Below are 25,961 nucleotides of genomic sequence, written 5' to 3'. Positions count from 1 at the left end.
TCCGCTGTCATCGCCCGCCAACGGGTCGCGCGAATGCGCGCCCGATGACAGGCTCCGGCGGATGATCCAGTACTCCGTGGCATTGGTGATCGATCCGAAGCGGCGCGGCGTACTGGATGCCCGCCGGAGCCTGTCATCCGGCCGGCCAGAGGCCGGACCGGGTGGCGGGCATGACAAGACTGCGCCTTAAGCCACCAGCGCGAGCTTCGGGATCGCGGCGAGCACCGACTGGTTGCGGCCGTTGGCCTTGGCCGCGTAGAGCGCCTTGTCGGCCGCTTCGATGAGATAGGACCAGTCGATTGCCGCCGTCGGTGTCATGCTCGCCACGCCGACGCTGACCGTCGTGACGTTGGGGTCTTCCGCCCACTGCTCGACCTTCCGGCGGATGGTTTCAGCAACGGTAAACGCCTCCACCGCCGACAGGCCTGGCAGCAGTACCGCGAATTCCTCGCCGCCGTAGCGCGCCGGACAGTCGCCCGACCGCCGCACCGAGTCCGAAATGCAGATCGCAATGCCGACCAGCACCTGGTCGCCGGCCTGATGCCCGTAGGTGTCGTTGTAGGCCTTGAAGTGGTCCGCATCGATCATCAGCACCGCGACGGGGGTCTCGCTGCGTGCCGCCCGCCGCCATTCCAGATCGATTTCGGAATCGAATTTGCGCCGGTTCCTCAGGCCGGTGAGCGCATCGGTCGTTGCCAGCTCCTCCAGCTTGCGCTCGGCCTCGGCGCGGCGGCCGATCTCGCGCGCGAGGAACAGCGTGGTGCCGACCACGAACAGGATCAGCACCATCATGACCGCCCCGATCCGTAGCACCTCCCGGTGCCAAAGGCTCAGGATGCTCGCCAGCGGCTTTCCGACCACGACAAAGAACAAGTTCGTGCTGCCGCTTCGAACGTAAAGCCGCGGTGTCGGATCGACCGGCCCGACGCCGGCATAGGCGGTGCCTTGCTTCAAATTGTCCGCGCGCCACTTTGGCCGCTCCGCCAGATTCTTCCCGATGACATCCAGGTCGAAAGGCGTCCGCATGATGATCGTTCGGTCGCGGCGCAGCACCGTGATCGTATCGCCGGGATTGAGGGTCAGCCGGCCGAACAGGTCATGGAAATAAGTGAAACGGATCGAGCCCACCACGACGCCAAAAAAACCACCATCGGTATCGTTGATGCGCCGGCTGAGCACGATCGAATAGGCGCCGCGGCGCAGCATCGGGCGGCTCATGTAAAGGCCTAGATCGGGACTGGCGCGATGGACCTGGAAGTACTCCTCTTCGCTTCGATCCTCCGGTGCCGGATCGAGGCTTGCCGCGTCGTGCGTCAGCTTGCCCTGCGCGTCGAACACCTGGATCGCACCGAAATGTTTGGCGGTGGCGGCGTGATCGAACAGGATCAGGTGCTGGATCTCCCTGCTGACGCCCTTGATCTCCGGCATCACCAGATTGCTGGCGACGTTGCGTAGCGAGAGGTCATAGAGTTCGATATTTCGGCTGATGTCGGCATCGATGCCGGCTGCGAGATTTTCCAGAGTCTGGCGTGCTAGCTCTTCCTCGCCGCGGCGCATGTCGAGCATGACGCTGGTGCAAATCGTGGAGAACCCGATCACGGTCGCGATCGACGACGCGATCAACAGCTTCGCCGACAGCCGCCAGGGTCGGCGGCCGGAGTCTTTCCTGAACCAGCCAATTCTGGTCACAACGCTTTGCCGTCCAAATAACATAGACCGCTCCAAGCCTTCCGGTATGCGGCCGGATATGTTGTTGCGGCCTTAAACGGCGACAGCGATATGATAATCAGTTAACGCTTGGTTGCCGGGAGCGACGGTTTTGTGCAAATCGCCATTGGAGACACAGGTGAACGACTACGACCTGCTGCGGGACTATCTGAAGAAGCAGAAACTTCCTGAATTCGTGCTGAGTTTCGAGCAGATCGAGGAGATCATCGACGCGGCCCTGCCGCGCGCCGCACATCGTGCGTCATGGTGGGAAACCCTCCGTAGTCCACAAGAGAAAATGCCGCAGCGCGAGGCCTGCCTGGAAGCCGGCTACATCGCGACGCGGCAGGCGGATGGAAAGAGCGTGAAGTTCAAGAAGATGCCCGTGAGGCGGTGAGCGCGCGCCGTTCACCCGTCATCACCGCGCGTGCAGCGCCGCGTTTCCGCGCAGGATATCGATTGGTATGGAATATACCGGGCGAGCCTCCTGTTGGATTCATTTTCCAGACGCCGGCCCTACCGTCGCCTCAATTTGGGGCGCAACTAAAAAGACAAGAAGAAAATCAATCGTGGGAGGATGGCGCCGATGAGTCGGACGACATGGTCGTTTGGGCGTCCCGCGCCTGCAAATCTCTGATGGCCGCGGCGATAGCCGATGACCGCCATAGCGACATCAAGTCGTGATGGTGCTCTTGATCGGGCAGGGTGGGCTGCGCTGTTCGGCCGATCCCGCTTTCTCGCGCTCGGACTTGTTGCTGGTCTTGGGCTGGCGCCCGGCTTCGCTGCTGCAGGCGACGCACTGCAGGTGACGAGCGCCCAGGTGCCCGCCTCCGACGAGGTTGGTATCGATCTCCCGCTACTGATGACGATCAGAAACGATGCGGCCGAAGCCGACGCGATACTGCGCGTCCGCTGTCCGTTTGCGAATTTCGCCGTAAAGCACACCGTCGATCGCGGCGAAGGCGCGCCCGCCATGCGCGAGATCAAGTCCATTCCGATCCCGGAGAGCAAGACGATCGAACTCAAGCACGACGGATATCACGTAATGCTGCTGCAGACGCGGCAGAAGCTCGTCGACGGCGAGAGGTTTACATGCGCCGTCGTTTTCCAGAAAGCCGGAACCAAAGAAACGGAGGTGCAGGTTTCACGAACGCCGTGATCGCGACAGCGGACTGGTGAAGCCCGCTGAATGGGGCCCGTCAGCGAAACGCCCGGATATGCCGGACGTTCAATCCAACATGAACTGCCACAAGAACTTGCAAACAAGGAGGGCACTACTCATGGAACGATTTTCCGGTCACACAAAAATGTTAACGCGAGCCTGTCGGCTCGCCGTAGCGGTTGCTGCCGCAAGCGTGCTGGGCGCACTGCCTGTCTCCGCGGACGGGGTCAATCAGGAACGGCTGCTCAACGTCGACAAGGAGCCGGGCAACTGGCTTCATCATCATCAGAATTACTCGGCTCACCGGTTCTCCAGCCTGAAGGAGATCAACCGCGATAACGTGAAGAACCTGAAGGTCGCCTGGACCATGCACCTCGGCGGCATCGAGGGCGGCGGTATCTGGAGCCATGGCGGGCTGGAAGGCACTCCGATTGCCGAAAACGGCTTTCTCTACGTCACCGATGGCTGGGGTTCGGTCTACAAGATCGATGCGCATGGTGGCCGGGGCGTGCTGGTCTGGAAGATGGACCCCAAGACCGACCGTGACTGGGCTGGCGCCGTAGCATGCTGCGGCGTCGACAACCGCGGCGTCGCACTGTGGGGTGATCTCGTCATTTCCCATACGCTTGATGGCCGGCTGATCGCGACCAACAAGGAAACCGGCCAGGTCGTCTGGCAGCGCACGGTGGCCGATCCGGACAAGGGCGAGACGATCACCGGCGCGCCGCTGATCGTCAAGAACATGGCGATCACGGGCGTCGCCGGCGCGGAGTACGGCATCCGTGGCTGGATCGCCGCCACCGACCTTGCGACCCAGAAGGAGGTCTGGCGCACTTACACAATCCCGGGCAAGGGCGAGCCCGGCATCGAGACCTGGAAAGACAGCAACAACGCGGCTGCCGCCGGCGGCGGTTCGACCTGGGTAACCGGCACCTACGATCCCGCAACCGACACCATCATCTGGGGCATCGGCAATCCCGGACCGGACTGGGATAACGCCTACCGGCCGGGCGACAACCTTTACACTGACAGCTCACTGGCCCTCGACGCCACGACCGGCAAGATCAAGTGGCACTATCAGCACACGCCGAACGACCCCTACGACTACGACAGCGTGGCGGAAAACGTGCTGGTCGATATCCCCGGGCCCAGTGGTCCGCGGAAGCTCGCGCTCGAAGCGGACCGCAACGGCTTCGCCTATGCGATCGATCGCACCAACGGCAAGTTCGTCTGGGGCCTCCCCTTCGTCAAGAAAGTCACATGGACCAAAGGGCTCGACGCGGAGACCGGCAAGCCGATCGAGTATGACCCGAACAAGTCCGTGCAGACCTATATCGCGTCGGTGACGCCAAGCCGCACCAACATGGAAACCGACATCTGCCCCGGCAACATGGGCGGCAAGAACTGGCCGCCGACGGCCTACAATCCGGATCTGAAGCTCTGGTACATCCCGGTGATCGAGAGCTGCAATCGCATCAAGGTCGAGGTGATGACGCCGGACAAACTGAAACCGCGGGAGTTCTGGACCGGCGGCGGCCCGAGCCAGCCGTTCAAGATCACCGGCAGCGTGACGGCGATCGATGTGACGACCGGCAAGATCGCCGGCAAAATGGAAACGCCGTTCCCCAATCTGGGCGGCATGCTTGCGACTCCCGACCTCGTCTTCACCGGCCAGCCATCCGGCGAAGTGCATGCCCTTGACGCCAAGTCATTGCAGAAGCTCTGGGAGTTCAACACGGGCGGCGGCGTCAACGCGCCGCCGATGACGTTTACGGTCGATGGCAAACAGTATGTCGCCATTCTGGTTGGCCTCGGCGGCGCCTGGGACAAGTGGTTCATCGATTCGACGCCCGAACTGAAGAAGATACAGCCGGGATCGATGCTCTACGTGTTCGCACTCTGACATCCCAAAAACGGAGGGTCCGCCAACCGCGGGCCCTCCCGCTTCTTCGACAAGAGACGCAATGATGATCTTCAACCGATTCCCGGTGGCGGCAGGCCTGCTCGTGAGCGTCGTCGCCCTGAATTTTACGATTGGTACCGCTGCTTACGGCCAGTCGGCGCAAGCGCCGGCTTCGGATCCGACCAATGCCGGCAAGGCAGTGTTCAGCAAGGCCAATTGCATGGGTTGCCACAAATGGCACGGCAATGGCGGCGGTGGCTATGGCGGCGATGCGCTGTCGCTGCGCAGGACCGAGCTGACGCGGGATCAGATCATTGAAGCCGTCGGCTGCGGGCGGCCGGGCACGGGGATGCCGTTCTTCATGCGCGGCGCCTACGATGAGGTGAAATGCCACGGCATGAACCGCCAGGACGCGGGGGCACAGATGCCGCCCGAGGGCGGAACGTTCCTGCGGCCGAAGGATATCGAAGCCGTCGCCGACTACGTGATCGCCCATATCAAGGGAGCGGGCGAGCCCACTTACGCGGAATGCGTCGCCTTCTTCTCAAACACATCGCGTGTATGCGACGTCTACAAGACGCAGAAGTCGGATGATGCGACCGCCAGCACGGGGAAGAACCAGTGATGCGCAGATTAAAGTTGCCGGGAGTTCTTGCTGCGGGCCTCATGGCCTGGCTGGCGGTCGCGCTGGCGAGCTCGCCGGCCGGTACGGAAGAATTCGGCGGCAACGATCTGCGTGACATTCGCCTCGGAATGGCCGCGGCCGAGTTGGTGGAGACCGGTTACGTCGACTTCTACTGCGCGGCCGATCCGAAGCGCACATTGGCTGGCTGGAAGAGCTGGCGTGACTGTCCTGCCGACGCGAGTGGGACACGGGCGATCCGGTTTGGTTACGATCCCTCGACCAGCCGGGACGGCACCATGGTGGCAGGTCATCCTGCAATTCTGACCCTGCTGATCGACGATACCGGCCATGTCGCCGGTTTGCAGATCGAGACCGATCCGAAGGCGCGTCTCTATATCCGGAAGAAGGCGTTTCTGCTCGGGCTACAGGCCAAATCGCGCTACGGCTCGGACGGCTGGGCATGCACCGAGGGCCAGCCGGATGCAGGAGATCAGCCAGTGGGAGGCATCTACCTCAAGGAGCGCTGCACCAAGACGATCAGCGGCCGTTCGCTCATTGTCGAACGTAATCTGTTCCGCCGCCCCGATCAGGACATCAAGAGTTTCGTCGATGAAACGCGGATCAGCATACTGCGAGCCAGGGATTAGAGCATTGCCGATGGTGCTGGTTGCCTGAGTTGGTCTACCTCTGGAGCAGGCGTCGTCTCGCTTCATGCTGCAGGTCCAAAAAGTACCCAATTTCAGCCGCGAGTCACCCTTCCTGCTACGCGGGCTGTCGTATATGAGAGAATTGCCAACGGAACGTGCCGATAGTCTTAAGGAGCGAATTGGCGGCGTGGACGGCGGCGGCCGTTATTTAATCCAAAAGGCGCGATCTGATACTTGATCGACGGAAGCACGGACAGGCATTTCAACCGGGGCGTGGCATGGTGAATCGAGTTACGACGGCGCGATCCACCGTGGCGATGCGGTGTTGGGGTTCCCCCGCCATCGTGACGCTCGCGGTGATGGCCGCACTGACGGCGCTGACCGCCGGCGCCACGGCGAGACAGGAGCGCCCCAAGCCTCCCACCGAGGCGACGGCGCCGCGCGATGCAGGCGAGCCGATCATGGCGATCGTGTCGATCAAGACCCAGCAAGTCACTATCTACGACGCCGACGGCTGGATCCTGCGCGCGCCGGTATCGACCGGCACCGCGGGACGCGAGACGCCCGCCGGCGTGTTCGCCATCCTCGAGAAGAACAAGGATCACCGCTCGAGCCTCTATGACGATGCCGAGATGCCGAACATGCAGCGCATCACCTGGAACGGCATCGCGCTGCACGGCGGGCCGCTGCCCGGATATGCGGCCTCGCACGGCTGCGTGCGGATGCCTTTTGGCTTTGCCGAGAAGTTGTTCGACAGGACGCGGATCGGGATGCGGGTAATCGTCTCGCCTGATAACGCCGAGCCGGTCGGGTTCTCCCACCCGGCGCTATTCATGCCGAGCCCGGAGGCCATTGCGGCTGCACCGACCCGCGCCGAGACGCTCGCCCGCGAGGCCGCGGAGGCCGCCTGGACTGCCGGGGAGGCGAAGAAAGCCGCCGCGACAGCGGCGCGCGAGGCGGCGGCGCTCAAGGTGTCGCTTCGCAAGCTGGAGGGGCTCAAGACCCGCGCCGACGCCGGGCTCGCCTACGCCGACAAGGCGCTCGCCGCCGCCAGGACCGACGAGGCCAAGGCGCGGGCCGAGGACCTCAAGCAAAAGGCCGCCGCCAAGGCCGCGGAACTGGTGAACCAGATCAACACTGCCAGGAATGACGCGCAGTCGAAACCCGGTGCCGCCGCCGCAAGGGACGCCGCCAAGGCGGCCGAGACCAGGAAGGCCGACACCGCCAAAGCGGCGAGCGAGGCGAAGCTCGCGCTCGAGCCGGTCTCGATCTACATCAGCCGCGCGACGCAGAAGCTTTACGTGCGCCGCCCCACGCATAAGCCGGCACCTGACGGCGGCGGCATCGTGTTCGATGCGACGATTGAGGTTCCGGTCACGATCCGCAATCCCGAAAGACCGATCGGCACGCATGTGTTCACGGCGGTGGCGCGCAACGAGGCGAGCCTGCGCTGGACCGCGGTCACGATCGACAACGGCGACAACGCCAAGGCCGCGCTGGACCGTATCACCATCCCGCAGGAGGTGCTCGATCGCATCGCGCCGACCGCATTGCCGCGATCCTCGATCGTCGTCTCGGACGAGCCGCTGAGCAGCGAGACCAACTATCGCACCGAGTTCGTCGCGGTGCTGAACAACGAGCCCCAGGGCGGCTTCGTGACGCGCCGGCCGACGGTCGATGTCCGCGTTGCGAGCGACGACGTCCAGGGCGATGACGGCTTCGGCTTCTTCAATTTCCCGCGCGGTCCGGCCCCCCAAACCGGCAACACGCGCGGCCGCGGCGGCCAGTACTATCGTCCGGTGCAACCGGGCTGGTGGTAAGACGCGGCACGTCGCGCGCAGGGAAGGCGGGGACCCATAACCACAAGGCGTTGTTGTAGCGAAGGCAATTGGCCCCATCACTTCACGGACAGGCCGCGGCGTATAGGCCCCTGCTTTCGCAGGGGCGACGAAGAGGCTAGCTCGCCGCTTCGAGCCGTTCTTCCGTGAGCAGCCGCATCGCGGCGTCGGCGTCCATCGGCTCGCCGAAGGCAAAGCCCTGGGCGTATTCGCAGCCAAGCTGATAGAGCTCGACCGCATCCGAATCCGTCTCCGCGCCTTCCGCCACCACGTCCATGCCGAGGTCGTGGGCGAGCGCGATGATCGATTTCAGGATCACGGGGCGCGTGCCGCGGCTGGTGGTGCGCACGAAGGACTGGTCGATCTTGATGGTGTCGAAGGGGAAGCGCTGCAGATAGGCCAGCGAGGAATGGCCGGTGCCGAAATCGTCGAGCGACAGCCCGGTGCCGAGTTCGCGGATGCGGGTCAGCATCTGCGCCGCGTGCTCCGGGTTCTCCATGACCAGCGATTCCGTCAGCTCCAGCTTGAGCGTGCCGCGCGCCACCGAGGAGCGCGACAGCACGGTGCGGATATCGTGGATCAAATCGTGGCGCAGCAACTGCCGCGAGGAGACGTTGACGGAGGCAAAGATCGGCTCGCGCGAGCGCATCGCGCGCTGCCACACCGAAAGCTGCCGCGCGGTCTGGTCCATCACGAACATGCCGAGATCGACGATCAGGCCGATCTCTTCGGCAATCGAGATGAATTCCGACGGCGACATCCGGCCGAGCTTGGGATGATCCCAGCGCGCCAGCGCCTCGAAGCCGGCGATCGAGCGGTCTTCCAGCCGTACGATCGGCTGGTACAGGATCGTAATTTCCTGCCGCTCGATGGCACGGCGCAGTTCGCTTTCCAGCGTCAGGCGGTCGGTCTTGCGGGCGCGCATGGCGGGTTTGTAGACGTCGATGCGGTCGCCGCCGATGCGCTTGGAGTGATACATCGCAAGCTCGGCGTCCTTGATGATCTCGTCGGACAATTGCGTTTGCGGATCGGACAGCGCGAGCCCGATGGAAGCGGTCAGGAAGATCTCGCGGTCGTTGAAGGCGATCGGCGCGCGGATGGTCTTGCGGATGGTTTCGGCAAACGCGGTGATGCGCGCCGGATCCTGCTCCGATATCAGGATCAGGCCGAACTGGTCGCCGGCCAGCCGCGCCAGCGTGTCCTGCGGTTTCAGGATGCGCGTCAGCCGCCGTGCCAGCGTCAGCAGGATGGAGTCGCCGACCGCGATGCCGACGGAATCATTGACCTGCTTGAAGCGGTCGAGATCGATCACCATCAGCGTCGGTCGCAGGCTCGGCATGCTCTTGGTGAAATTGGCCACCGCGCGAAGGCGATCCATGAACAATTTGCGGTTCGGAAGACCCGTGAGGTTGTCATGCACGGAGTCGTGGAGCATGCGCTCTTCGGCGTTCTTGATCTCGGTGACGTCGGTCAGCGTGCCGACCACGCGCGAGACCTCGCCGTCGGAGCCGACCACCGGGCGCGCCTTCAGCGCGAACCACATGAAATGGCCATCGGGCGTGCGCAGGCGGAAATCCTGCACCAGTCGGCCGCGGCGCTGGTCGAGCACGCTGTCGAGCGCGGCACGGAAGCGATCCTGGTCGAGCGGGTGCAGCACCTCGAGCCATTTCGCCGCCGGCCCCTCCAGAGTGCCGCGTTTCAGCCCGAGCAGGCTTTCGGTCTCCGGGCTGGTGAACACCTTGTCGGCGGAGACGTCCCAGTCCCAGATCAGGTCGCCGGAGCCCGTCAGCGCCAGCGCGCGGCGCTCGACGTCGGATACCATGCCGGTGGTGGCGCCGCCGCCGGCAAACGCGTGCTGCATGACCGTAAATCCGATCAGCATCACGATCAGCACGAGGCCGCCGAGCAGGGCAGGGCCTACGATGTCGTTGGTGACGGAGCCCGCCACCGTCATGCCGGCTGCAATCACCCAGACCACCAGCAGGAACCAGGTCGGGATCAAGAGCACCGCGCGGTCGAAACCATGCGTCGAGAGATAGACGATCAGCGTAAAGCCGGCGAAGGCGATCAGCACCAGCGAGATGCGCGCGATGCCGGAGGCGACCGCGGGATCGAACAGCGCCAGCGCCACCAGCGAGCCGAGGAAGGCCAGCCAGCCGACGGTGATGTGGGAATAGCGCACGTGCCAACGGCTGAGATTGAGATACGCGAACAGGAACACGAGTAGCGTCGCCGCCAGGATCGCTTCGCCCGCCGCGCGCCAGACGCGCTCGGCGTTGTTCGACATGTCGAGCACCTTGCCCCAGAAGCCGAAATCGACGCCAATATAGACCAGCACCGCCCAGGCCAGCGCGGCGGCGGCGGGGAACATGATGCTGCCCTTCACCACGAACAGAATGGTGAGTACGAGGGCCAGAAGTCCGGAGATGCCGATCACGATACCCTGGTAGAGCGTGAACGAGTTCACCTTGTCCTTGTAGGCGTCGGGCTCCCACAGATAGAGCTGCGGCAGCTTGTCGGTGCGCAGTTCCGAGACGAAGGTGATGACGGCGCCGGGATCGAGCGTGATGCGGAAGATGTCCGCGGTCGCGCTTTCCTGGCGCTCCGGACGATCGCCGGTCGACGGCGTGATGGTGGCGATGCGCGACAGGCCGAGGTCGGGCCACAAGAGACCTGACGACACGATGCGATAATGCGGAGCGACGATCAGGCGGTCGAGCTGGTCGTCGGTATTGTTGGCAAGCGCGAACACAACCCAGTTCTGTCCGCCCTCGCGGGCGCGGACCTCGATGCGGCGGACGATGCCGTCGGTTCCCGGCGCCGTCGAAACCTGGATGCGGTCGGTTTCGCTGCGCTGGTGGTCGAGCACGGCGGTGAGATCGATGGCGGGCGCGTCACTGCGGACGCTGACCGCGTCAATGGCGTGCGCCGTTGGCGCGGTCGCAACAATCATGAGGCCCAGCGCTAACAGCGCAAGGCACCTGATCAGACGCAATGTCAGTACTCCGCGAACAACGACCCTCTCGGGCCTGCGAATGGCCCGGCGTTATCCGCGATAAATGACATGAAAGCGAAGCGAATCAAAGGGTTTCCGCCTTCGCTCCACTTGCGATCGGCTAAACCGCCAACACAATTTTGCCAATATGTGCTGACGTCTCCATCCGCCGGTGTGCGTCGGCGGCTTTTTCCAGCGGGAATGAGCTGTCCATCAGCGGTTTTACGCGTCCTTCGCGCAATAATGGCATGACCTTGGCTTCGATCGCCGCGACCATCGCCGCCTTATCCGCATTAGTACGGGGGCGCAGCGTGGAGCCTGTATGGGTCAGCCGCTTCACCATCACCTTGGCAATGTTGACGGTGACCTTGGGTCCGTTGAGGGTTGCGATCTGCACGATTCGGCCATCTACCGCGGCGGCGTCATAGTTGCGATCGACATAATCGCCGGCGACCATGTCGAGGATCAGGTTGGCGCCCGCATTGTTGGTCTCCGCCTTGACCACGGCGACGAAGTCCTCGGTCTTGTAGTTGATGGCTCTGATGGCACCGAGCTTGAGGCAGGCGTCGATCTTGTCCTGTGAGCCGACGGTCACGATCACTTTCGAGCCGAACGCGTTGGCGAGCTGGATCGCCATGGTGCCGATGCCGGATGAGCCGCCGTGGATTAGCAAGGTTTCGCCCGGCTTCAGCGCGCCGCGCTCGAACACATTGTGCCAGACCGTCATCAGCGTTTCCGGGAGCGCGCCGGCTTCCTGGATCGACAGCGAGGGCGGCACCGCCATCGCCTGCGCGTCTTGCGCAATGCAATATTGGGCGTAGCCGCCGCCCGCCACCAGCGACATCACCTTGTCGCCGAGCTTGTGCTTGGCCGCGCCTTCGCCGAGGGCTACCACCTCGCCGGCGATTTCAAGGCCGGGCAGGTCGCTGGCGCCGGGCGGCGGCGGGTAGGCGCCGGAGCGCTGGGCAACGTCGGGACGGTTGACGCCGGCGGCCATCACCTTGACCAGGATTTCGCCCGGACCGGGCGCAGGCACGGCGCGGGTTTCCGGCAGCAGTACCTCGGGGCCGCCGGGCTTGCTGATGCCGATGACGGTCATTTGCGCGGGCAGCTTTTCCATGATTTGTCCTTGCGAAACGCTAAAGAAGAATTTGAAGGCGGCCCCTGATTAGCCAGCCCGGCTCCGGCTGGCAACCGCTTCACAGGTTCGTTAAATACGGAGGAAACGCATGGCCATCGAGGATGACGACAAGCCGCGGAAAAAAATCACCCACGAGATCGGCCAGGATCTGTCGCTGCTGTCGGTCGAGGAACTGACCGAGCGCATCGCGCTGATGAATTCGGAGATCGAGCGGCTGCAAGCCGCCATGACGAAGAAGCGCGCGTCAAAGGATGCCGCCAATAGCTTCTTCAAGTCGTAGACATCGCGCGACGTCAACTTGTAGCCCGGATGGAGCGTAGCGCAATCCGGGAACGCACCATCCGGTTGCGCCGGCCCCGGATTGCGCTGCGCTCCATCCGGGCTACCCTTCGCAGAACGCAAGTCCAAACTCGGCCAATGGCCGACATGGCAAATAATCCCTAAAGAAAATCGTTCGTTTACGGTCCGTTAAGCTTTCTCCTTTATGACTGGCATCGTCCTCGTTTGGACACCGAGTGGCTCCTGTCCACTCTGTTTGACGCCTCCCTGTTATCAACTTCAAAAGCCGCCGGAAACGGCGGCTCTTTTTTGTGCGCAGCACGGCTATTTTGTGCCCCCACGAGCTGGAAACCATAAATCCGGTTGCCGCTGGACTCTCGACCTCGCCCGAGCAATGATTTGTTCATCATAAGCCGGTGGTTCACAGCCGGCGGGGCAAATAGTGGCGTGAGGGCGTTAACCATGGCGGACCGTTCGCAAAGCGAATCCGCGCTCGTTCAGTTCAGCGAGCGGCTTACCAATTCTGCGGCGTTCGGAACCCTGTTTCGGGAAGGCATGGATCTGGTAGAGGAAACCGCCGCCTATCTCGATGGCGACGGCCGCTCTGAGGCCAAGGCACTCGAACGTTCTGTCAGCCTCACTTACGCAACCGAAAGCATGCGCCTCACCACCCGCCTGATGCAGCTCGCGTCCTGGCTGTTGCTGCATCGCGCGGTCAAGGAAGGCGAGATGACGCTGACCCAGGCCAATCGGGAAAAAACCAAGGTCAAGCTCACGGCCGCCGAACCCGGGTCTGAAGACATGATCGCAAAGCTGCCGCAGCAGTTGCAGGATCTGATTGCACGCTCGATGAGCCTGCAGGCGCGGGTTCGCCGGCTCGACACCACGATCCACACGCCGCTAGCGGAACGGGCCCCGATCGGCAACCCGCTGGTGCCGCAGCTCAACCGCCTGAAGGCGGCTTTCGAGCAGTAAGCTCGGAAACTCCCTTCGCCCGCAATGACGGGTGAAAAACAAAAAAACGCCCCGGCAAACCGGGGCGTTTTTGCATGTCTGGGCGGGAGCAAGGGAGGGTCCGAAAACCCTCAATCCTTCTTGAGGAAGCCCGAAAACTTCTTCTGGAAGCGCGACACACGGCCGCCGCGGTCGAGGAGCTGCTGCGAGCCGCCGGTCCAGGCCGGGTGCGACTTGGGGTCGATATCGAGGTTCAGCTTGTCGCCTTCCTTGCCCCAGGTGGAGCGGGTCTGGTACTCGGTCCCGTCGGTCATCACGACCGTAATCATATGATAATTCGGATGAATTTCGGCTTTCATGGCATATCCTTCGGCGCGCCGGCGCCCGTCGCAAATGTCAGGGGATACGGGATTTGGCGGCTCTATAACGTAAGCCGCCTGCCAAAACAAGCTACGTATAAGCCCTGATTGGGAATCTCCCGGATTTGCCAGAGGGGCCCTGCGGGGCCTATCTGGGGGCGGCAAAAACCGGTCGGATTTCATGAGCGCAGCGGAACAGTTTGAAGCCACCCCCAGCACGCCTCCACGGCGCGATGCCCTGCTCGAGGAGGAGGCCTTCATCGAATCCCAGTTGACGCGGTCGCCGGCCAAGACGAGCGCCAAGCTCCGTCCGCTGCTGGCACTGGCGCCTTACGTCGCGCGCTATCGCGGACGCGCGGCTCTCGCCTTCATCTCGCTGACGATTGCGGCGATCACCACGCTTGTCGTGCCGATCGCGGTCAGGCGCATGATCGATTTCGGCTTCAGCCCCGAAGGCATCGCGCTGATCAACAGCTATTTCAGCGTCATGATCGCCATTGTCGCGGTGCTGGCTGCGGCCAGCGCGTCGCGCTACTACCTCGTCATGACGATCGGCGAGCGCATCGTCGCCGATCTCAGGCGCGACGTGTTCGCGCATCTGGTCTCGCTGTCGCCCGCCTTCTTCGATTCCGCGCGCTCGGGCGAACTGGTGTCGCGGCTGACGGCCGATACCACCCAGATCAAATCCGCGGTCGGCGCCTCGGTGTCGATCGCGCTGCGCAACGTGATGCTGTTCATCGGCGCCGCCGCCATGATGGTGATCACGAGCCCGAAATTGTCGGGTTTCGTGCTGCTGGCGATTCCGCTGATCGTGATTCCGCTGGTGGCGTTCGGGCGCTGGGTACGGCGGCTGTCGCGCAACGCGCAGGATACGCTGGCGGACGCCAGCGCCTACGCCTCCGAACTGATCGGCGCGATCAGGACCGTGCAGGCCTATACCAGCGAGCGACTGGCGACGGGCCGCTTCGGCGGCGAGGTCGAGCAGGCCTATGAGGCGGCGCGCAGCTCGACGCGAGCGCGCGCGGTGCTGACGCTGATCATCATCTTCATCGTGTTCTCCAGCGTCGTGGCGATCCTCTGGGTCGGCTCGCACGATGTGCTGACCGGCCAGATCACGCCGGGCCGGCTCGGCCAGTTCGTGCTGTATGCGGCATTCGCGGCCACCGGTCTCGGCCAGCTCAGCGAGGTCTGGGGCGAAGTCTCGGCCGCCTCGGGCGCCGCCGAGCGGTTGCTTGAGATCCTGCGGGTCAAATCGCAGATCACGGCCCCGCCGCAGCCGGTCGCGCTGCCGCAGCCTGCGCGCGGTGACGTCGGTTTCGAGAATGTCAGCTTCGCCTATCCGACGCGGCCGGACGCGCTTGCGATCGACAATGTCTCGCTCGCGGTTAAGGCGGGAGAAAAAGTCGCGATCGTCGGCCCGTCAGGGGCAGGCAAGAGCACGTTGTTTCACCTTCTGCTGCGCTTTTACGACCCCGCACGCGGCACGATTTCGCTCGACGGGGTACCGGTCAGATCGGCCGATCCGGTTGACGTGCGCGCGCGCATCGCGCTGGTGCCGCAGGACTCGGTGGTGTTCGCGGCCTCCGCGCGCGAAAACATCCGCTTTGGCCGGCCTGACGCCAGCGATGCCGAAGTCGAGCGCGCCGCCGATCTCGCCCATGCCACCGAATTCCTTCGGCGCCTGCCCGGCGGCTTCGCGGCGCAACTCGGCGAGCGCGGCGTGACGCTTTCCGGCGGCCAGCGCCAGCGTATCGCGATCGCGCGCGCGATCCTGCGCGACGCGCCGCTGCTATTGCTCGACGAAGCCACTTCCGCGCTCGATGCGGAAAGCGAGACGCTGGTGCAGACCGCGCTGGAAGAATTGATGCGCCATCGCACCACGCTGGTGATCGCGCACCGCCTCGCGACCGTGCTGTCCTGCGACCGCATTATGGTGATGGATCAGGGCAGGATCGTCGAACAAGGCACGCATGCGGAGCTGGTTGCGGCGAACGGGCTGTACGCGCGGTTGGCGCGGTTGCAGTTCGAGGGAGTTTGAAGCGACATTGCGTTGCGTAGCCCGGATGAAGCATAGCGCAATCCGGGATTCTTGAACGCGGGGCCCCGGATTGCGCTTCGCTCCATCCGGGCTACAACCGTACCGTTGAAGCGCGCAGCGATGTCACCCCTTCCACTCCATCCGCAAGACCGGACGCCCCGATGTCGGATTGACGTCCTCCCCGGCATGCCCAAAGCCGTTGCGCTCGTAGAAGCGGATGGCGCGGGCGTTGTCCTTGTTGACTTTTAGGGTAACGCCGCCGGGCGACAGGCGTTTCGCTTCATCGACCAACGCGCCGGCGAGTTTCGAACCCCAGTGATCGGGGCTGACCACGAGCTGGTCGAGATAGCCTGATCCGTCGATGGTCACGAACCCGATCAGCGCATCCGCGTGTTCGGCGACGATGATCGAAGCATTCGGCACCAGCTCGTTGCGCCAGCGCTCGCGCCACCACGCCACCCGCGCGGTGAAATCGATTGCGGGGTAGGCCTGCTGCCACGTCAGCCGCCACAGTTCGATCGCAGCGTCTTCGTCCTCGGCACGATAGGGACGGAGCGTGAAATCTGCGGTCACTACCGTTCCGTCAGCTTCAGCTCGATGCGGCGGTTGCGCTTGTAGGCGTCTTCGTTCGGCGCGGCGTCGAGCGGCTGGAATTCGGCAAAGCCGGCGGCGACCAGACGCTGTGCGGGGACGCCGAGGAAAACCAGATATTGCACCACGGCGATGGCGCGCGCCGACGACAATTCCCAGTTCGATTTGAACAGCGGAGAGTTGATTGGCCGCATGTCGGTGTGGCCGTCGACCCGCAGCACCCAGCCGATCTCGCTCGGAATCTGCTTGTCCAGATCGATCAGCGCCGTTGCAAGTTTATCCAGCTCGGCGCGGCCCTCGGGCAGCAGCAATGCCTGACCGGTGTCAAAAAATACTTCCGACTGAAAGACAAAACGGTCGCCGACGATCCGGATATCGGGGCGATTGCCCAGAATGGCGCGCAGGCGGCCGAAGAATTCCGAGCGGTAGCGCGACAATTCCTGCACGCGCTGCGCCAGCGCGACATTCAGCCGCTGGCCGAGATCGGCAATCCGCCCCTGCGATTCCTTGTCGCGCTTTTCGGAGGCCTCCAGCGCTTCCTCGAGCGCCGCGAGCTGGCGGCGCAGCGCGCTGATCTGCTGGTTCAGCACCTCGATCTGGGCGAGCGCGCGCGAGGACACCGTCTTTTCGGATTCGAGCGCCTTGTTGAGCTCGCTGGTGCGGCCCTGGGCGTCGCCGCCGGCGCTGGCCAGCCCCTCGTAAAGCCCCTTGATGCGGTCGCGTTCGCTTTCGGCGGCGGCAAGGCCGGCGCGCAGTTGCCCGACCTGGTCGTCGAGCGTGATCTTGCCGAGCTTTTCCAGCGACAGCAGGTCGTTGAGCTGTGCGATCTTGGCGTTGAGCTGCTCCAGCGCCTTGTCCTTGCCGGTGACTTCCTGCGACAGGAAGAACTGCACCACCAGGAATACCGACAGCAGGAACACGATCGACAGCACCAGTGTCGACAGTGCGTCGACGAACCCCGGCCAGTAGTTGAAACCGGATTCGCTGCGGCGTGCACGGGCGAGGGCCATTTTGAATTCTCCGACAATCTCGTGTCCCGGACGCGGTGCAGCGTGGAACGCTGCTCCGCAGAGCCGGGACCTACCAGCGATGGGTCCCGGCTCTGCGTCGCATCACTTTCGTGCTGCGCCGCGTCCGGGACACGAACATTCCACTTCAGCTCTTCTCGGGCTGCTTGGCGATCCGCTCCAGCAGCTTCTTGATCTCGCGGTTTTGCTCGCCCTGGCCGTCGGCCCATTCGCGGATCATTTGCTGTTCGGTGCGCATATGCGCGACCAGGCCCTGGATGGCCTCGGCGAGGTTGGCCATCGCCGCCGTGGTGTTGCGGCTGCCGCCGCTTTCCTCGACCACCGTGCGAAGCCGATCCATCGCATGCTGCAACTCGCCGCCGACGCCGGGTCCGCCGTCGCCGCCATATTCTTTCACCGTGGAGGCGAGCCAGTCCTCGAGGTCGGTATAGAAGCGGTTCTGCGCCTGGCTCGACTGCAGGTCGAGGAAGCCCAGGATCAGCGAACCGGCAAGGCCGAACAGCGAGGACGAGAACGAAATGCCCATGCCGCCGAGCGGGGCCGCCAGTCCCTCCTTCAGGGTGTCGAACAGGGAGCCGGCATCGCCGCCGACCTTCAAACCGTCGATCACCTTGCCGACCGAGCCTACGGTTTCGATCAGACCCCAGAAAGTGCCGAGCAGGCCGAGAAAGACCAGCAAGCCCGTCATATAGCGGGAGATATCGCGGGCCTCATCCAGCCGCGTCGCGATCGAATCCAGCAGATGCCGCATGGTTTGCTGCGAGATCGTCATCCGCCCCGAGCGCTCGCCGCCGAGAATCGCCGCCATCGGCGCCAGCAAGGTCGGCCGCCGCTCGATCGCCAGCCCGGGATCGGCAATACGGAAACTGTTGACCCAGGCCACTTCCGGATAGAGCCGGATCACCTGCCGGAACGACAGGATGATGCCGATCAGGAGCACCCCGCCGATCAGCGCGTTGAGGCCGGGATTGGCAAAGAACGCGACGATGATCTGCTTGTAGAGCACGATCGTGACCAGCGCGCACAGCACCAGGAACACCAGCATCCGCACCAGGAAAATCCGGGGCGAGGACAGTTTGCTCAGTTCGATCTCCATTTCGGAGCGGGAGGAAGGGCCTGAGGGCATTTGCAGGTGTCATCCGTTACGAAAAGCCGCGCTGGGGAACCAATATGGCACAGCGGGCTGGAGAAAAAAGCTGGGAAGCCGCGATTTCGAGTGGACGATGGTGGAACCTCTCCCGAAACCCGGCTTTGACATCAGCGTATTTTGCAACGTTTCGATGTCCAACCGGGATTTTTTCATGACGGCCTTATATCTTGAGGCGCCGTTGGCCAATGCCGCGTCGCTTTCGGTCCTGATGGCGGGCGCCTGGATGGTGCAGCAGCGGACCGGCAATTCCGGTTGGGTCGATACCATCTGGACCTTTTCGCTCGGCCTGGCCAGCGTCGGAGGCGCCCCGCCCAATGCCCGGCAGTGGCGCTATAGCGACCGCCGGTTGCGTACCAGCCCGATCTTCCCGCAGCCGCCGCCGGCATGATCCCGACCCGGAAGGGTCGCGTTAGCGCAGCGTGGGGACCGGCTTCGCAAAGCATCGTGCTTAAAAAGGGAGTGGTCACATGAGCTTCGTCTCCACGATCATGGGCACCGCCGAGCGCGTGCCGCTGCCCGACGCCATTATCCGGGCGGCCATCCACCAGCTCTGCTCGCGCGCCGCCACGAGGCTCGCCACCGGGAACGCGGAAAGCGATGCCTGGCTCGCCGACGAAATGGCGGCGCGCGCCATCGCCGAATATTCCGACGAGGCCGCTATCCGGCGCTACGAGGTGCCGGTCGAGTTCTTTGCCCGCCTGCTCGGTCCCAATCTCAAGTATTCCTGTTGCTTCTACAGGGAGGCGTCCTCGACCCTGCAGGAGGCCGAGGAGGAAGCGCTGCGCCAGACCGTCGAGCACGCCGATCTCGTCGGCGGACAATCGATCCTCGAGCTCGGCTGCGGCTGGGGTTCGCTGTCGCTGTGGATGGCGCGGCAATTTCCGCATTCGCAGGTCACGGCGATTTCCAACTCGAACGCGCAGCGCGAATATATCGAGGGCGAAGCGGGAAAGCGCGGCCTGGCCAATCTGCGCGTCATCACGTCAGACATGAACGTGTTCGTGCCCGAGGCGCGGTTCGACCGCATCGTCTCGATCGAGATGTTCGAGCACATGGTAGACTGGCGCGAACTGATGACGCGTCTGCGCACATGGCTGGAACCCGATGGCCGCTTCTTCCTGCACATCTTCACCCATCGCTCCGGCGCCTATCTGTTCGATCGCGCCGATGGCGAGAACTGGATCGCGCAACGTTTCTTTACCGGCGGCGTGATGCCAAGCCATCATCTGATCCGGCAATATGCCGATCTGCTCGAGGTCGAAAAGGAATGGCGCTGGAGCGGCACGCATTACCAGCGAACGGCACAGGACTGGCTGGGCAATTTCGACACGCACCGCGACGAAATCGAAGGCGTGCTCCGCAAGGTTTACGGCGGCGAGACCGCGTTGAGGATGCGGCGCTGGCGCTGGTTCCTTCTCGCCACCGCAGGCCTGTTCGGTTACGCCGGTGGCAGCGAGTGGGGCGTTAGCCATTACCGGATGAAGGCGGCCGGTCAGGCCGGCCTCAACTGATTCGTGCCGGATGCCTCGCGTTCCGGCATCTGCTGCAATCGTATGCAGCCAAACGACCGTTTCCTGTCGCTGGTTTTCGATCCAAACCAGGAACGCCATTGTGAACCCGGCTCACAATCGAGTGAGTCCGGAAAAATGGACGCTAATTCAGCGCGATAGCGGTTGTGTGACATTGAGCCGCCGCGAGACCGTATTGCGTCGCAGCAGGCTCGCCCTATTCTATATTCCATCAACCGTGAGTTCCCAAGATCGCTTAGGACGTCCTCCTACGACAACGTCGCGAATGCTCAATTCGCGCTCTCCAACTTGAACTGGGGCAATGCTTTCAATGTCCGGACTTCGAACGCAATCGGCATGCATCGTTTTGATGTTGACTGCGATGGCGCCGCTTTTGGCTGGCTGCAATGAACCCATCGCCGCAACCGCAGCGGCAAAGCCGCCCGACCCTGAGGTGGGCACTTTCACCGTCAGATCTCAGGCCCGCGCCATCGTTCGCGAATTGCCCGGCCGAATCGCACCCACCCGGGTTTCGGAAGTCCGTGCGCGGGTTTCAGGCATCGTCGTCGAGCGCCTGTTCGAGCAGGGCACCGAGGTGAAGGCCGGCGATCCCCTGTACCGGATCGACCCCAAACCGTTCGAGGTGGAACTGCAGGCGAGCGAAGCCGCACTGGACAAGGCGGAAGCCGCGCTCGATCTCGCCAGCCAGCACGCCCGGCGCATTGCGACGCTGACCAGCCAGCGCGCCGCGCCCGAGGCAGAGAACGAAAAGGCCATTGGAGCCCAACGCCAGGCTGAGGCGGAAGTTGGCAGCCGCAGGGCCGATGTCGCCCGCGCGAAACTCAATCTCGATTACGCAACGATCCGCGCGCCGATCAGCGGCGTCGTCGGCGCCGCGCTGGTGAGCGAAGGCGCGCTGGTGGTGCAGAACGAGACCACCAGCCTCGCCACGATCCAGCAACTCGATCCAATCTACGCCGACTTCACCCAATCGATAGCGGAGATGAACAAGCTGCGCCGTGCACTCGAAAGCGGCGACCTCGACCGGATCGCGCCCGGAGCGGCCAAGGTTCGCCTCGTGCTCGACGACGGCACGCTCTATCCGATTTCCGGAAAATTGCTGTTTTCCGAAGCCAAAGTGGACGCCTATACCGGGCAGGTCACGCTGCGCGGCCAGTTTCCGAATCCGAATCGCGAACTGCTGCCGGGCATGTATGTCCGCGTCCTGATCGAACAGGGCATCGATTCCGATGCCATGGCCGTGCCGCAGCAGGCGATCCAGCGCGATGCTGGCGGCGCCAGCGAGGTCTTCGTGGTCAAGGACGACGGCCGCGTCGCGACGCAGCCGGTCCGCACCGGCCCGATGCAGGACGGCTTCTGGCTGGTCAGCGAGGGCCTGAAGGACGGCGATCGCGTCATCGTCGACGGGTTCCAGAAGTTTGTTCCCGGCGACAAGGTCAAGTCGAAGGCGTGGATCGATGCGGATGCCTCGGTTGGTACAATTCCAGCCGCACCGGCGACGCAAGCGTCCCACTGAGATCGGGATATGCCCTCCTTCTTCATTGACAGGCCGATCTTCGCCTGGGTGGTTGCGCTTTTCATCTGCCTGATCGGCGCGATTTCGATTCCGCTGCTGGCAGTCGCGCAATATCCGATCATCGCGCCGCCCTCAATTTCGATCTCGACCAGCTATCCCGGCGCGTCGCCGGAAAATCTCTACAACAGCGTCACGCGGCTGATCGAGGAGGAACTCAACGGCGCCTCCGGCATCCTCAATTTCGAATCCACCAGCGACTCGCTGGGGCAGGTCGAAATCATCGCCAACTTCGTGCCTGGCACCGAGACCGGCGCGGCCTCGGTGGAAGTGCAAAACCGCCTCAAGCGCGTCGAGGCGCGGCTGCCGCGCGCGGTGATCCAGCAGGGCATTCTGGTCGAGGAAGCCTCCTCGGCCGTGCTGCAGATCATCACGCTGAACTCGGCCGACGGCTCGCTCGACGAAATCGGCCTCGGCGATTTCATGATCCGCAACGTGCTCGGCGAAATCAGGCGCATTCCCGGCGTCGGCCGCGCCACGCTCTATTCGACCGAGCGTTCCCTGCGCATCTGGGTCGATCCGGCCAAACTGGTCGGCTACGGCCTCACCGCCGACGACGTCAACAAGGCGATAACAGCACAGAACGCGCAGGTGGCCTCGGGCAGCGTCGGCGCCGAGCCGAGCACGCCGGAACAGAAGATTTCCGCGCTGGTGCTGGTCAAGGGCCAGCTCGCCTCGCCCGATGAATTCGGCGCGATCACGCTGCGCGCCAATCCGGACGGATCAACCGTGCGGCTGCGCGATGTCGCGCGCATCGAGATCGGCGGCTTGAGCTACCAGTTCAACACGCGGCTCAACGGCAAGCCGACCGCGGGCCTTTCGGTGCTGCTGTCGCCGACCGGCAACGCGCTCGCAACTGCCAGCGCCGTCGAAGCCAAGATGAAAGAGCTGTCGAAGTTCTTTCCGACCAATATCGGCTACGAAATTCCCTACAACATCACGCCCGTCGTCAAGGCCTCGATCAACAAGGTGCTGATGACGCTGGTCGAGGCGGTGGTGCTGGTCTTTATCGTGATGTTCCTGTTCCTGCAGAACATCCGCTACACCATCATCCCGACCATCGTGGTGCCGGTGGCGCTGCTCGGCACCTGCGCGATACTGATGGCGGCCGGCTATTCCATCAACATGCTGACGATGTTCGGCATGGTGCTGGCGGTCGGCATTCTCGTCGACGACGCCATCGTCGTGGTCGAGAACGTCGAGCGCATCATGGCGGAGGAGGGCCTGCCGCCGAAGGAAGCGACCCGCAAGGCGATGTCGCAGATCACAGGCGCCATCATCGGCATCACGCTGGTGCTGATGGCGGTGTTCGTGCCGATGGCGTTCTTCCCGGGATCGGTCGGCATCATCTACCGCCAGTTCTCGGTCACCATGGTGTCCGCCATCGCTTTCTCCGCGCTGCTGGCGCTCTCGCTGACGCCGGCGCTGTGCGCGACGCTGCTGAAACCGGTTGAAGCAGGCCATGGTCATGCGAAGAAGGGCGTGTTCGGCTGGTTCAACCGTGTGCTCGAGAGCGGCCGCGGCGGTTATACGCGCACCGTCAAGGGATCGCTGAAGCGCACCGGCCGGCTAATGGCGATCTACGCGGTGCTGTTCATCGGCCTGGGCTGGGCCTTCGTGCGGCTGCCCGGCGGCTTCCTGCCGGTCGACGACCAGGGTTTTATCACCACCGACGTGCAGACGCCGTCCGACTCCTCCTATGCCCGCACCGAGGCCGCGGTCGAGCAGGTCGAAAAATATCTCCGCGAGCGCGCCGGCGTCGAGGACGTCACGTTCCTGACCGGCTTCAGCTTCCTCGGCCAGGGCATGAACACCGCGCAGGCCTTCATCACGCTGAAGGACTGGTCGGAGCGGGGCAAAAAGGATTCCGCTGCGGCGATCGTCGCCGACGTCAACCGCGAGCTGTCTTCGATCCGCGACGCCAGGATTTCAGCGCTGCAGCCGCCGCCGATCGACAATCTCGGCAATTCCTCGGGCTTCTCGTTCCGCCTGCAGGACCGCGGGCAGAAGGGTTATCCGGCGCTGGTCGCTGCGTCCGATCGCCTGATCGCGGAAGCCAATGCCGGCCGCGTGCTGCAGAAGGTTTATGTCGAGGGCCTGCCGCCGGCGCCGCAGGTCAATCTGGTGATCGACCGCGAAAAGGCCGGCGCATTCGGCGTCACCTTCGAGGACATCAATCAGACCATCTCGACCAATCTCGGCTCGAACTACATCAACGACTTCCCGAACCGCGGGCGGATGCAGCGCGTGATCGTGCAGGCCGATCGCGCCAGCCGCATGAACGCGGACGACATCCTCAACTACAACGTCAAGAACAGCCGCGGGCAATTGGTGCCGTTCTCCGCCTTTGCCACGGTTCAGTGGTCGAGGGGGCCGACCCAGATCGCGGGCTTCAACTACTATCCCGCCGTGCGCATCTCTGGCGAGGCCAAGCCCGGCTTCACCTCCGGCGACGCCATCGCCGAGATGGAGCGGCTCGCGGGCAAGCTGCCGCGCGGCTTCGGCTACGAATGGACCGGGCAGTCGCTGCAGGAAAAGCTGTCCGGCTCCCAGGCGCCGTTCCTGCTTGGTCTCTCGGTGCTGGTGGTGTTCCTGCTGCTCGCAGCTCTCTACGAAAGCTGGACCATACCGCTCGCGGTGCTGCTGACGGTGCCGCTCGGCATCTGCGGCGCGGTGATCGCGGCGACCATGCGCGGGCTGCCGAACGACGTCTATTTCACCGTCGGCCTGATCACCATCATTGGGCTCGCGGCAAAAGACGCCATCCTCATCATCGAGTTCGCCAAGGATCTGCGCGCGCAGGGCAAGCCGCTGGTCGAGGCAACGGTCGAAGCCTGCTCCTTGCGCTTCCGCCCGATCCTGATGACGGGCCTCGCCTTCGTCTGCGGCGTGCTACCGATGGCGATCGCGACCGGCGCCGGCGGCGCCAGCCAGCAGGCCCTCGGCACCAGCGTCATGGGCGGCATGATCGCGGTGGTGATCCTGGCGCTCTTGATGGTGCCGGTGTTCTTCGTCAGCGTGCAGCGCGTGCTGGCGGGGGACCGCGAGAAGGTGGAGGAGGCGGCGGGAGCCGAGGTGGTCGGCCCGCCGGCGCCAGTGAAGTGATAGACGTTGTCATGCTCCGTGACCTCGCGACGCCAGGGCTTCGCCGGGACCTGCGGTCTCGGGACGTCGACAAGCCTTGGCGCAGGCGGCGGCCGATGCATCCAGTCCATGAACCCATAAATTTGCCGGGCTGACGCCGCGCCAGAGTCGGCTATGCCCCGATAGCCGACGTGCTGCTGCATAGCAGCGAAACGACGCTATGTGCCAACAACGGAAGTCAGAGCAAACTCGCAGCAAGATGCGTGAAGAGCAAAACCGCAATCACGAAAAAAACGAGCCATCCAATGCTGTGCTGAGCGTTTGGATTTCGATGGGTCTGAACTGCGCCCCAAATGAACACGCCCATCACCACAAAAATGGATACTAGAATAACTAAGCCTCGGCCCATAGGATGAGATGATATGTTGGTGTTTGTAAAATAATCGTTGGGCGTTTCACTCGCACTTTACTTAGGCAGCGCTGGCCCCAGCAAGTCTGCTTTGGGTCAAAAGCGTCGTTTACACCGTCCGACGAAGACTTCCGGTGTACCCCGGTGAACGGACATCGTCAGGGCCGATCGGCATGTCGCAAAAGTGCCAACAGGTGACATTCGCGAAGTGAAAGAACCCGCCAACTGAAGCGGCCTCAGTATAGTGCTCCCCTCGTCCTTGCCAAACAGCACCCATCCGACCGGCGCAGCGTGCGTGCGGACCACTATGCTGCCAGAAACGGTATCTCGACCGCCAGTGTATAGCCGTTGACCATCAGCAGGCCACCCGCGGCACCGACGATGCCGCCGACGATCGCAAGCCAGGGCAGCGTCGCGACGATCGAGACCGAGATCAGCACGATGGCGATCTGCAGAAGAGCTTCGGCATAGTCGAAGTAGGGATCCTGCTTCAGCGCATGGTCGCGCCTGCTCTCGTAGTCCTTGGCCCGCGCCATCAATTCCTTCTTGCCCTCCTGCGTCTCGGGCTCGGACTCGTAGCGTGCCGCCGTCTTGCGATAGGCCTCCGCTTTTGCCTTCAGGGCCGTCCTGGCCTCGGCGTTGAGGCTTCCGTCCTGCAGGAACGCCAGTTCGATCGCGTCGGCCGCGAGGTTGTAGTCGGTCTGGCGGATGTTCTTGGCCTGGTAGAAGGCATAGTGGTTCGCGGCATAGATGTTGTTGTTGGTCGCCTCCTTGTCGGCGTTGGCGCCGCCAAGCCCGGTGATGGCCAGCAGCATCGCCAGAATGGCGATGCTGACCGCCGCGCGCTGCTTGAAGCGGTCGTTCTCCTTTTCCTGATCCATCATGTCCGCTGCGTCTTCGGCTTTCATCGATCGGCTCCTCCTCGCTCCTAAAGGGCAGGCACGATAAA

Annotated in this window: 20 protein-coding genes and 1 pseudogene; 13 read left to right on the top strand and 8 right to left on the bottom strand. The window is 63.6% G+C overall.

Annotation, left to right across the window (positions count from 1 at the left end; all coding sequences use genetic code 11):
• Window positions 1–186 precede the first annotated feature (186 nt).
• The gene (locus tag V1279_RS29645) at window positions 187–1,680 is read right to left on the bottom strand and encodes a diguanylate cyclase (RefSeq protein ID WP_442894922.1); all 1,494 of its coding nucleotides are present in this window, start codon (window positions 1,678–1,680) and stop codon (window positions 187–189) included.
• Window positions 1,681–1,846: 166 nt separating this feature from the next.
• Between V1279_RS29645 and V1279_RS29640 the strand changes: the two genes are divergently transcribed.
• The 6 genes from V1279_RS29640 to V1279_RS29615 all read left to right on the top strand — a co-directional run bounded on the left by V1279_RS29640 (window position 1,847) and on the right by V1279_RS29615 (window position 7,864).
• The gene (locus V1279_RS29640) at window positions 1,847–2,104 is read left to right on the top strand and encodes a DUF7662 domain-containing protein (protein WP_334443292.1); all 258 of its coding nucleotides are present in this window, start codon (window positions 1,847–1,849) and stop codon (window positions 2,102–2,104) included.
• 258 nt (window positions 2,105–2,362) lie between these two features.
• Window positions 2,363–2,866 carry a copper chaperone PCu(A)C gene (locus tag V1279_RS29635; RefSeq protein ID WP_334443289.1) on the top strand — a complete coding sequence of 168 codons (504 nt, stop codon included), beginning with the start codon at window positions 2,363–2,365 and terminating at the stop codon, window positions 2,864–2,866.
• Window positions 2,867–2,987: 121 nt separating this feature from the next.
• A complete protein-coding gene (locus V1279_RS29630) occupies window positions 2,988–4,772 on the top strand; it encodes a PQQ-dependent dehydrogenase, methanol/ethanol family (RefSeq protein ID WP_334443287.1) in 1,785 nt (594 codons plus the stop codon).
• A 61-nt stretch (window positions 4,773–4,833) separates the two neighbouring features.
• Complete coding sequence (locus V1279_RS29625; RefSeq protein ID WP_334443284.1) at window positions 4,834–5,397, top strand: c-type cytochrome; 564 nt, start codon at window positions 4,834–4,836, stop codon at window positions 5,395–5,397.
• Window positions 5,397–6,044, top strand: a complete 648-nt coding sequence (locus tag V1279_RS29620; RefSeq protein WP_334443281.1) for a hypothetical protein — start codon at window positions 5,397–5,399, stop codon at window positions 6,042–6,044. Before V1279_RS29625 ends, V1279_RS29620 begins: the two co-directional genes overlap by 1 nt.
• Before the next feature lie 278 nt (window positions 6,045–6,322).
• Window positions 6,323–7,864, top strand: a complete 1,542-nt coding sequence (locus V1279_RS29615; protein ID WP_334443279.1) for a L,D-transpeptidase — start codon at window positions 6,323–6,325, stop codon at window positions 7,862–7,864.
• 136 nt (window positions 7,865–8,000) lie between these two features.
• On the opposite strand, the gene V1279_RS29610 is transcribed toward V1279_RS29615, so the two are convergent.
• Window positions 8,001–10,877 (bottom strand): EAL domain-containing protein, encoded by a 2,877-nt coding sequence (locus V1279_RS29610; RefSeq protein ID WP_334443277.1) that lies wholly within the window; start codon window positions 10,875–10,877, stop codon window positions 8,001–8,003.
• A gap of 121 nt (window positions 10,878–10,998) precedes the next feature.
• Window positions 10,999–11,997: an NAD(P)H-quinone oxidoreductase gene (locus tag V1279_RS29605; RefSeq protein WP_334443275.1), complete on the bottom strand. Its 999-nt coding sequence runs from the start codon at window positions 11,995–11,997 to the stop codon at window positions 10,999–11,001.
• Window positions 11,998–12,106: 109 nt separating this feature from the next.
• On the opposite strand from V1279_RS29605, the gene V1279_RS29600 reads away from it, so the two are divergent.
• Window positions 12,107–12,298: a DUF1192 domain-containing protein gene (locus V1279_RS29600; protein WP_334443273.1), complete on the top strand. Its 192-nt coding sequence runs from the start codon at window positions 12,107–12,109 to the stop codon at window positions 12,296–12,298.
• Between the two features lie 461 nt (window positions 12,299–12,759).
• Window positions 12,760–13,272, top strand: a complete 513-nt coding sequence (gene rcdA, locus V1279_RS29595; protein WP_334443271.1) for a protease adaptor protein RcdA — start codon at window positions 12,760–12,762, stop codon at window positions 13,270–13,272.
• A 110-nt stretch (window positions 13,273–13,382) separates the two neighbouring features.
• On the opposite strand, the gene rpmE is transcribed toward rcdA, so the two are convergent.
• Window positions 13,383–13,610, bottom strand: coding sequence for a 50S ribosomal protein L31 (gene rpmE / locus V1279_RS29590; protein WP_025588166.1), 228 nt, complete (start codon window positions 13,608–13,610; stop codon window positions 13,383–13,385).
• A 181-nt stretch (window positions 13,611–13,791) separates the two neighbouring features.
• Between rpmE and V1279_RS29585 the strand changes: the two genes are divergently transcribed.
• Window positions 13,792–15,648, top strand: coding sequence for an ABC transporter ATP-binding protein/permease (locus V1279_RS29585; protein ID WP_334443264.1), 1,857 nt, complete (start codon window positions 13,792–13,794; stop codon window positions 15,646–15,648).
• Between the two features lie 123 nt (window positions 15,649–15,771).
• On the opposite strand, the gene V1279_RS29580 is transcribed toward V1279_RS29585, so the two are convergent.
• From V1279_RS29580 to V1279_RS29570, 3 genes are all read right to left on the bottom strand, one after another.
• Complete coding sequence (locus V1279_RS29580; RefSeq protein WP_334443261.1) at window positions 15,772–16,221, bottom strand: GNAT family N-acetyltransferase; 450 nt, start codon at window positions 16,219–16,221, stop codon at window positions 15,772–15,774.
• Window positions 16,221–17,249 (bottom strand): peptidoglycan -binding protein, encoded by a 1,029-nt coding sequence (locus V1279_RS29575; RefSeq protein ID WP_334443259.1) that lies wholly within the window; start codon window positions 17,247–17,249, stop codon window positions 16,221–16,223. Before V1279_RS29575 ends, V1279_RS29580 begins: the two co-directional genes overlap by 1 nt.
• A gap of 145 nt (window positions 17,250–17,394) precedes the next feature.
• Window positions 17,395–18,393 carry a flagellar motor protein MotA gene (locus tag V1279_RS29570; protein ID WP_334443257.1) on the bottom strand — a complete coding sequence of 333 codons (999 nt, stop codon included), beginning with the start codon at window positions 18,391–18,393 and terminating at the stop codon, window positions 17,395–17,397.
• A gap of 175 nt (window positions 18,394–18,568) precedes the next feature.
• Between V1279_RS29570 and V1279_RS29565 the strand changes: the two are divergent.
• From V1279_RS29565 to V1279_RS29550, 4 genes and pseudogenes are all read left to right on the top strand, one after another.
• A pseudogene (locus V1279_RS29565) lies at window positions 18,569–18,745 on the top strand (DUF1295 domain-containing protein); the annotation flags it as partial.
• Window positions 18,746–18,884: 139 nt separating this feature from the next.
• On the top strand, window positions 18,885–19,928 hold the full coding sequence (locus tag V1279_RS29560) for an SAM-dependent methyltransferase (RefSeq protein WP_334443255.1): 1,044 nt from the start codon (window positions 18,885–18,887) through the stop codon (window positions 19,926–19,928).
• Window positions 19,929–20,256: 328 nt separating this feature from the next.
• Entirely contained in the window at window positions 20,257–21,462 is a 1,206-nt protein-coding gene (locus tag V1279_RS29555; RefSeq protein ID WP_334443252.1) for an efflux RND transporter periplasmic adaptor subunit, read from the top strand.
• Window positions 21,463–21,471: 9 nt separating this feature from the next.
• On the top strand, window positions 21,472–24,624 hold the full coding sequence (locus tag V1279_RS29550; protein ID WP_334443250.1) for a multidrug efflux RND transporter permease subunit: 3,153 nt from the start codon (window positions 21,472–21,474) through the stop codon (window positions 24,622–24,624).
• A 693-nt stretch (window positions 24,625–25,317) separates the two neighbouring features.
• Here the strand turns inward: V1279_RS29550 and V1279_RS29545 are convergent.
• Complete coding sequence (locus V1279_RS29545) at window positions 25,318–25,920, bottom strand: DUF4337 domain-containing protein (RefSeq protein ID WP_334443247.1); 603 nt, start codon at window positions 25,918–25,920, stop codon at window positions 25,318–25,320.
• Between the last annotated feature and the right edge of the window lie 41 nt (window positions 25,921–25,961).

This window comes from Bradyrhizobium sp. AZCC 1610 (assembly GCF_036924515.1).
Taxonomy (GTDB): domain Bacteria; phylum Pseudomonadota; class Alphaproteobacteria; order Rhizobiales; family Xanthobacteraceae; genus Bradyrhizobium.
Note: the sequence above shows the minus strand (reverse complement) of the source record. Positions and strands in the feature narration are given on the sequence as shown.

Coding starts and splice junctions, on each gene's coding strand:
- V1279_RS29635 (WP_334443289.1), top strand. CDS start 2,363: ATGACCGCCATAGCGACATCAAGTCGTGATGGTGCTCTTGATCGGGCA.
- V1279_RS29630 (WP_334443287.1), top strand. CDS start 2,988: ATGGAACGATTTTCCGGTCACACAAAAATGTTAACGCGAGCCTGTCGG.
- V1279_RS29625 (WP_334443284.1), top strand. CDS start 4,834: ATGATGATCTTCAACCGATTCCCGGTGGCGGCAGGCCTGCTCGTGAGC.
- V1279_RS29620 (WP_334443281.1), top strand. CDS start 5,397: ATGCGCAGATTAAAGTTGCCGGGAGTTCTTGCTGCGGGCCTCATGGCC.
- V1279_RS29615 (WP_334443279.1), top strand. CDS start 6,323: ATGGTGAATCGAGTTACGACGGCGCGATCCACCGTGGCGATGCGGTGT.
- V1279_RS29605 (WP_334443275.1), bottom strand. CDS start 11,997: ATGGAAAAGCTGCCCGCGCAAATGACCGTCATCGGCATCAGCAAGCCC.
- V1279_RS29600 (WP_334443273.1), top strand. CDS start 12,107: ATGGCCATCGAGGATGACGACAAGCCGCGGAAAAAAATCACCCACGAG.
- rcdA (WP_334443271.1), top strand. CDS start 12,760: ATGGCGGACCGTTCGCAAAGCGAATCCGCGCTCGTTCAGTTCAGCGAG.
- rpmE (WP_025588166.1), bottom strand. CDS start 13,610: ATGAAAGCCGAAATTCATCCGAATTATCATATGATTACGGTCGTGATG.
- V1279_RS29585 (WP_334443264.1), top strand. CDS start 13,792: ATGAGCGCAGCGGAACAGTTTGAAGCCACCCCCAGCACGCCTCCACGG.
- V1279_RS29575 (WP_334443259.1), bottom strand. CDS start 17,249: ATGGCCCTCGCCCGTGCACGCCGCAGCGAATCCGGTTTCAACTACTGG.
- V1279_RS29570 (WP_334443257.1), bottom strand. CDS start 18,393: ATGCCCTCAGGCCCTTCCTCCCGCTCCGAAATGGAGATCGAACTGAGC.
- V1279_RS29560 (WP_334443255.1), top strand. CDS start 18,885: ATGAGCTTCGTCTCCACGATCATGGGCACCGCCGAGCGCGTGCCGCTG.
- V1279_RS29555 (WP_334443252.1), top strand. CDS start 20,257: ATGTCCGGACTTCGAACGCAATCGGCATGCATCGTTTTGATGTTGACT.
- V1279_RS29550 (WP_334443250.1), top strand. CDS start 21,472: ATGCCCTCCTTCTTCATTGACAGGCCGATCTTCGCCTGGGTGGTTGCG.
- V1279_RS29545 (WP_334443247.1), bottom strand. CDS start 25,920: ATGAAAGCCGAAGACGCAGCGGACATGATGGATCAGGAAAAGGAGAAC.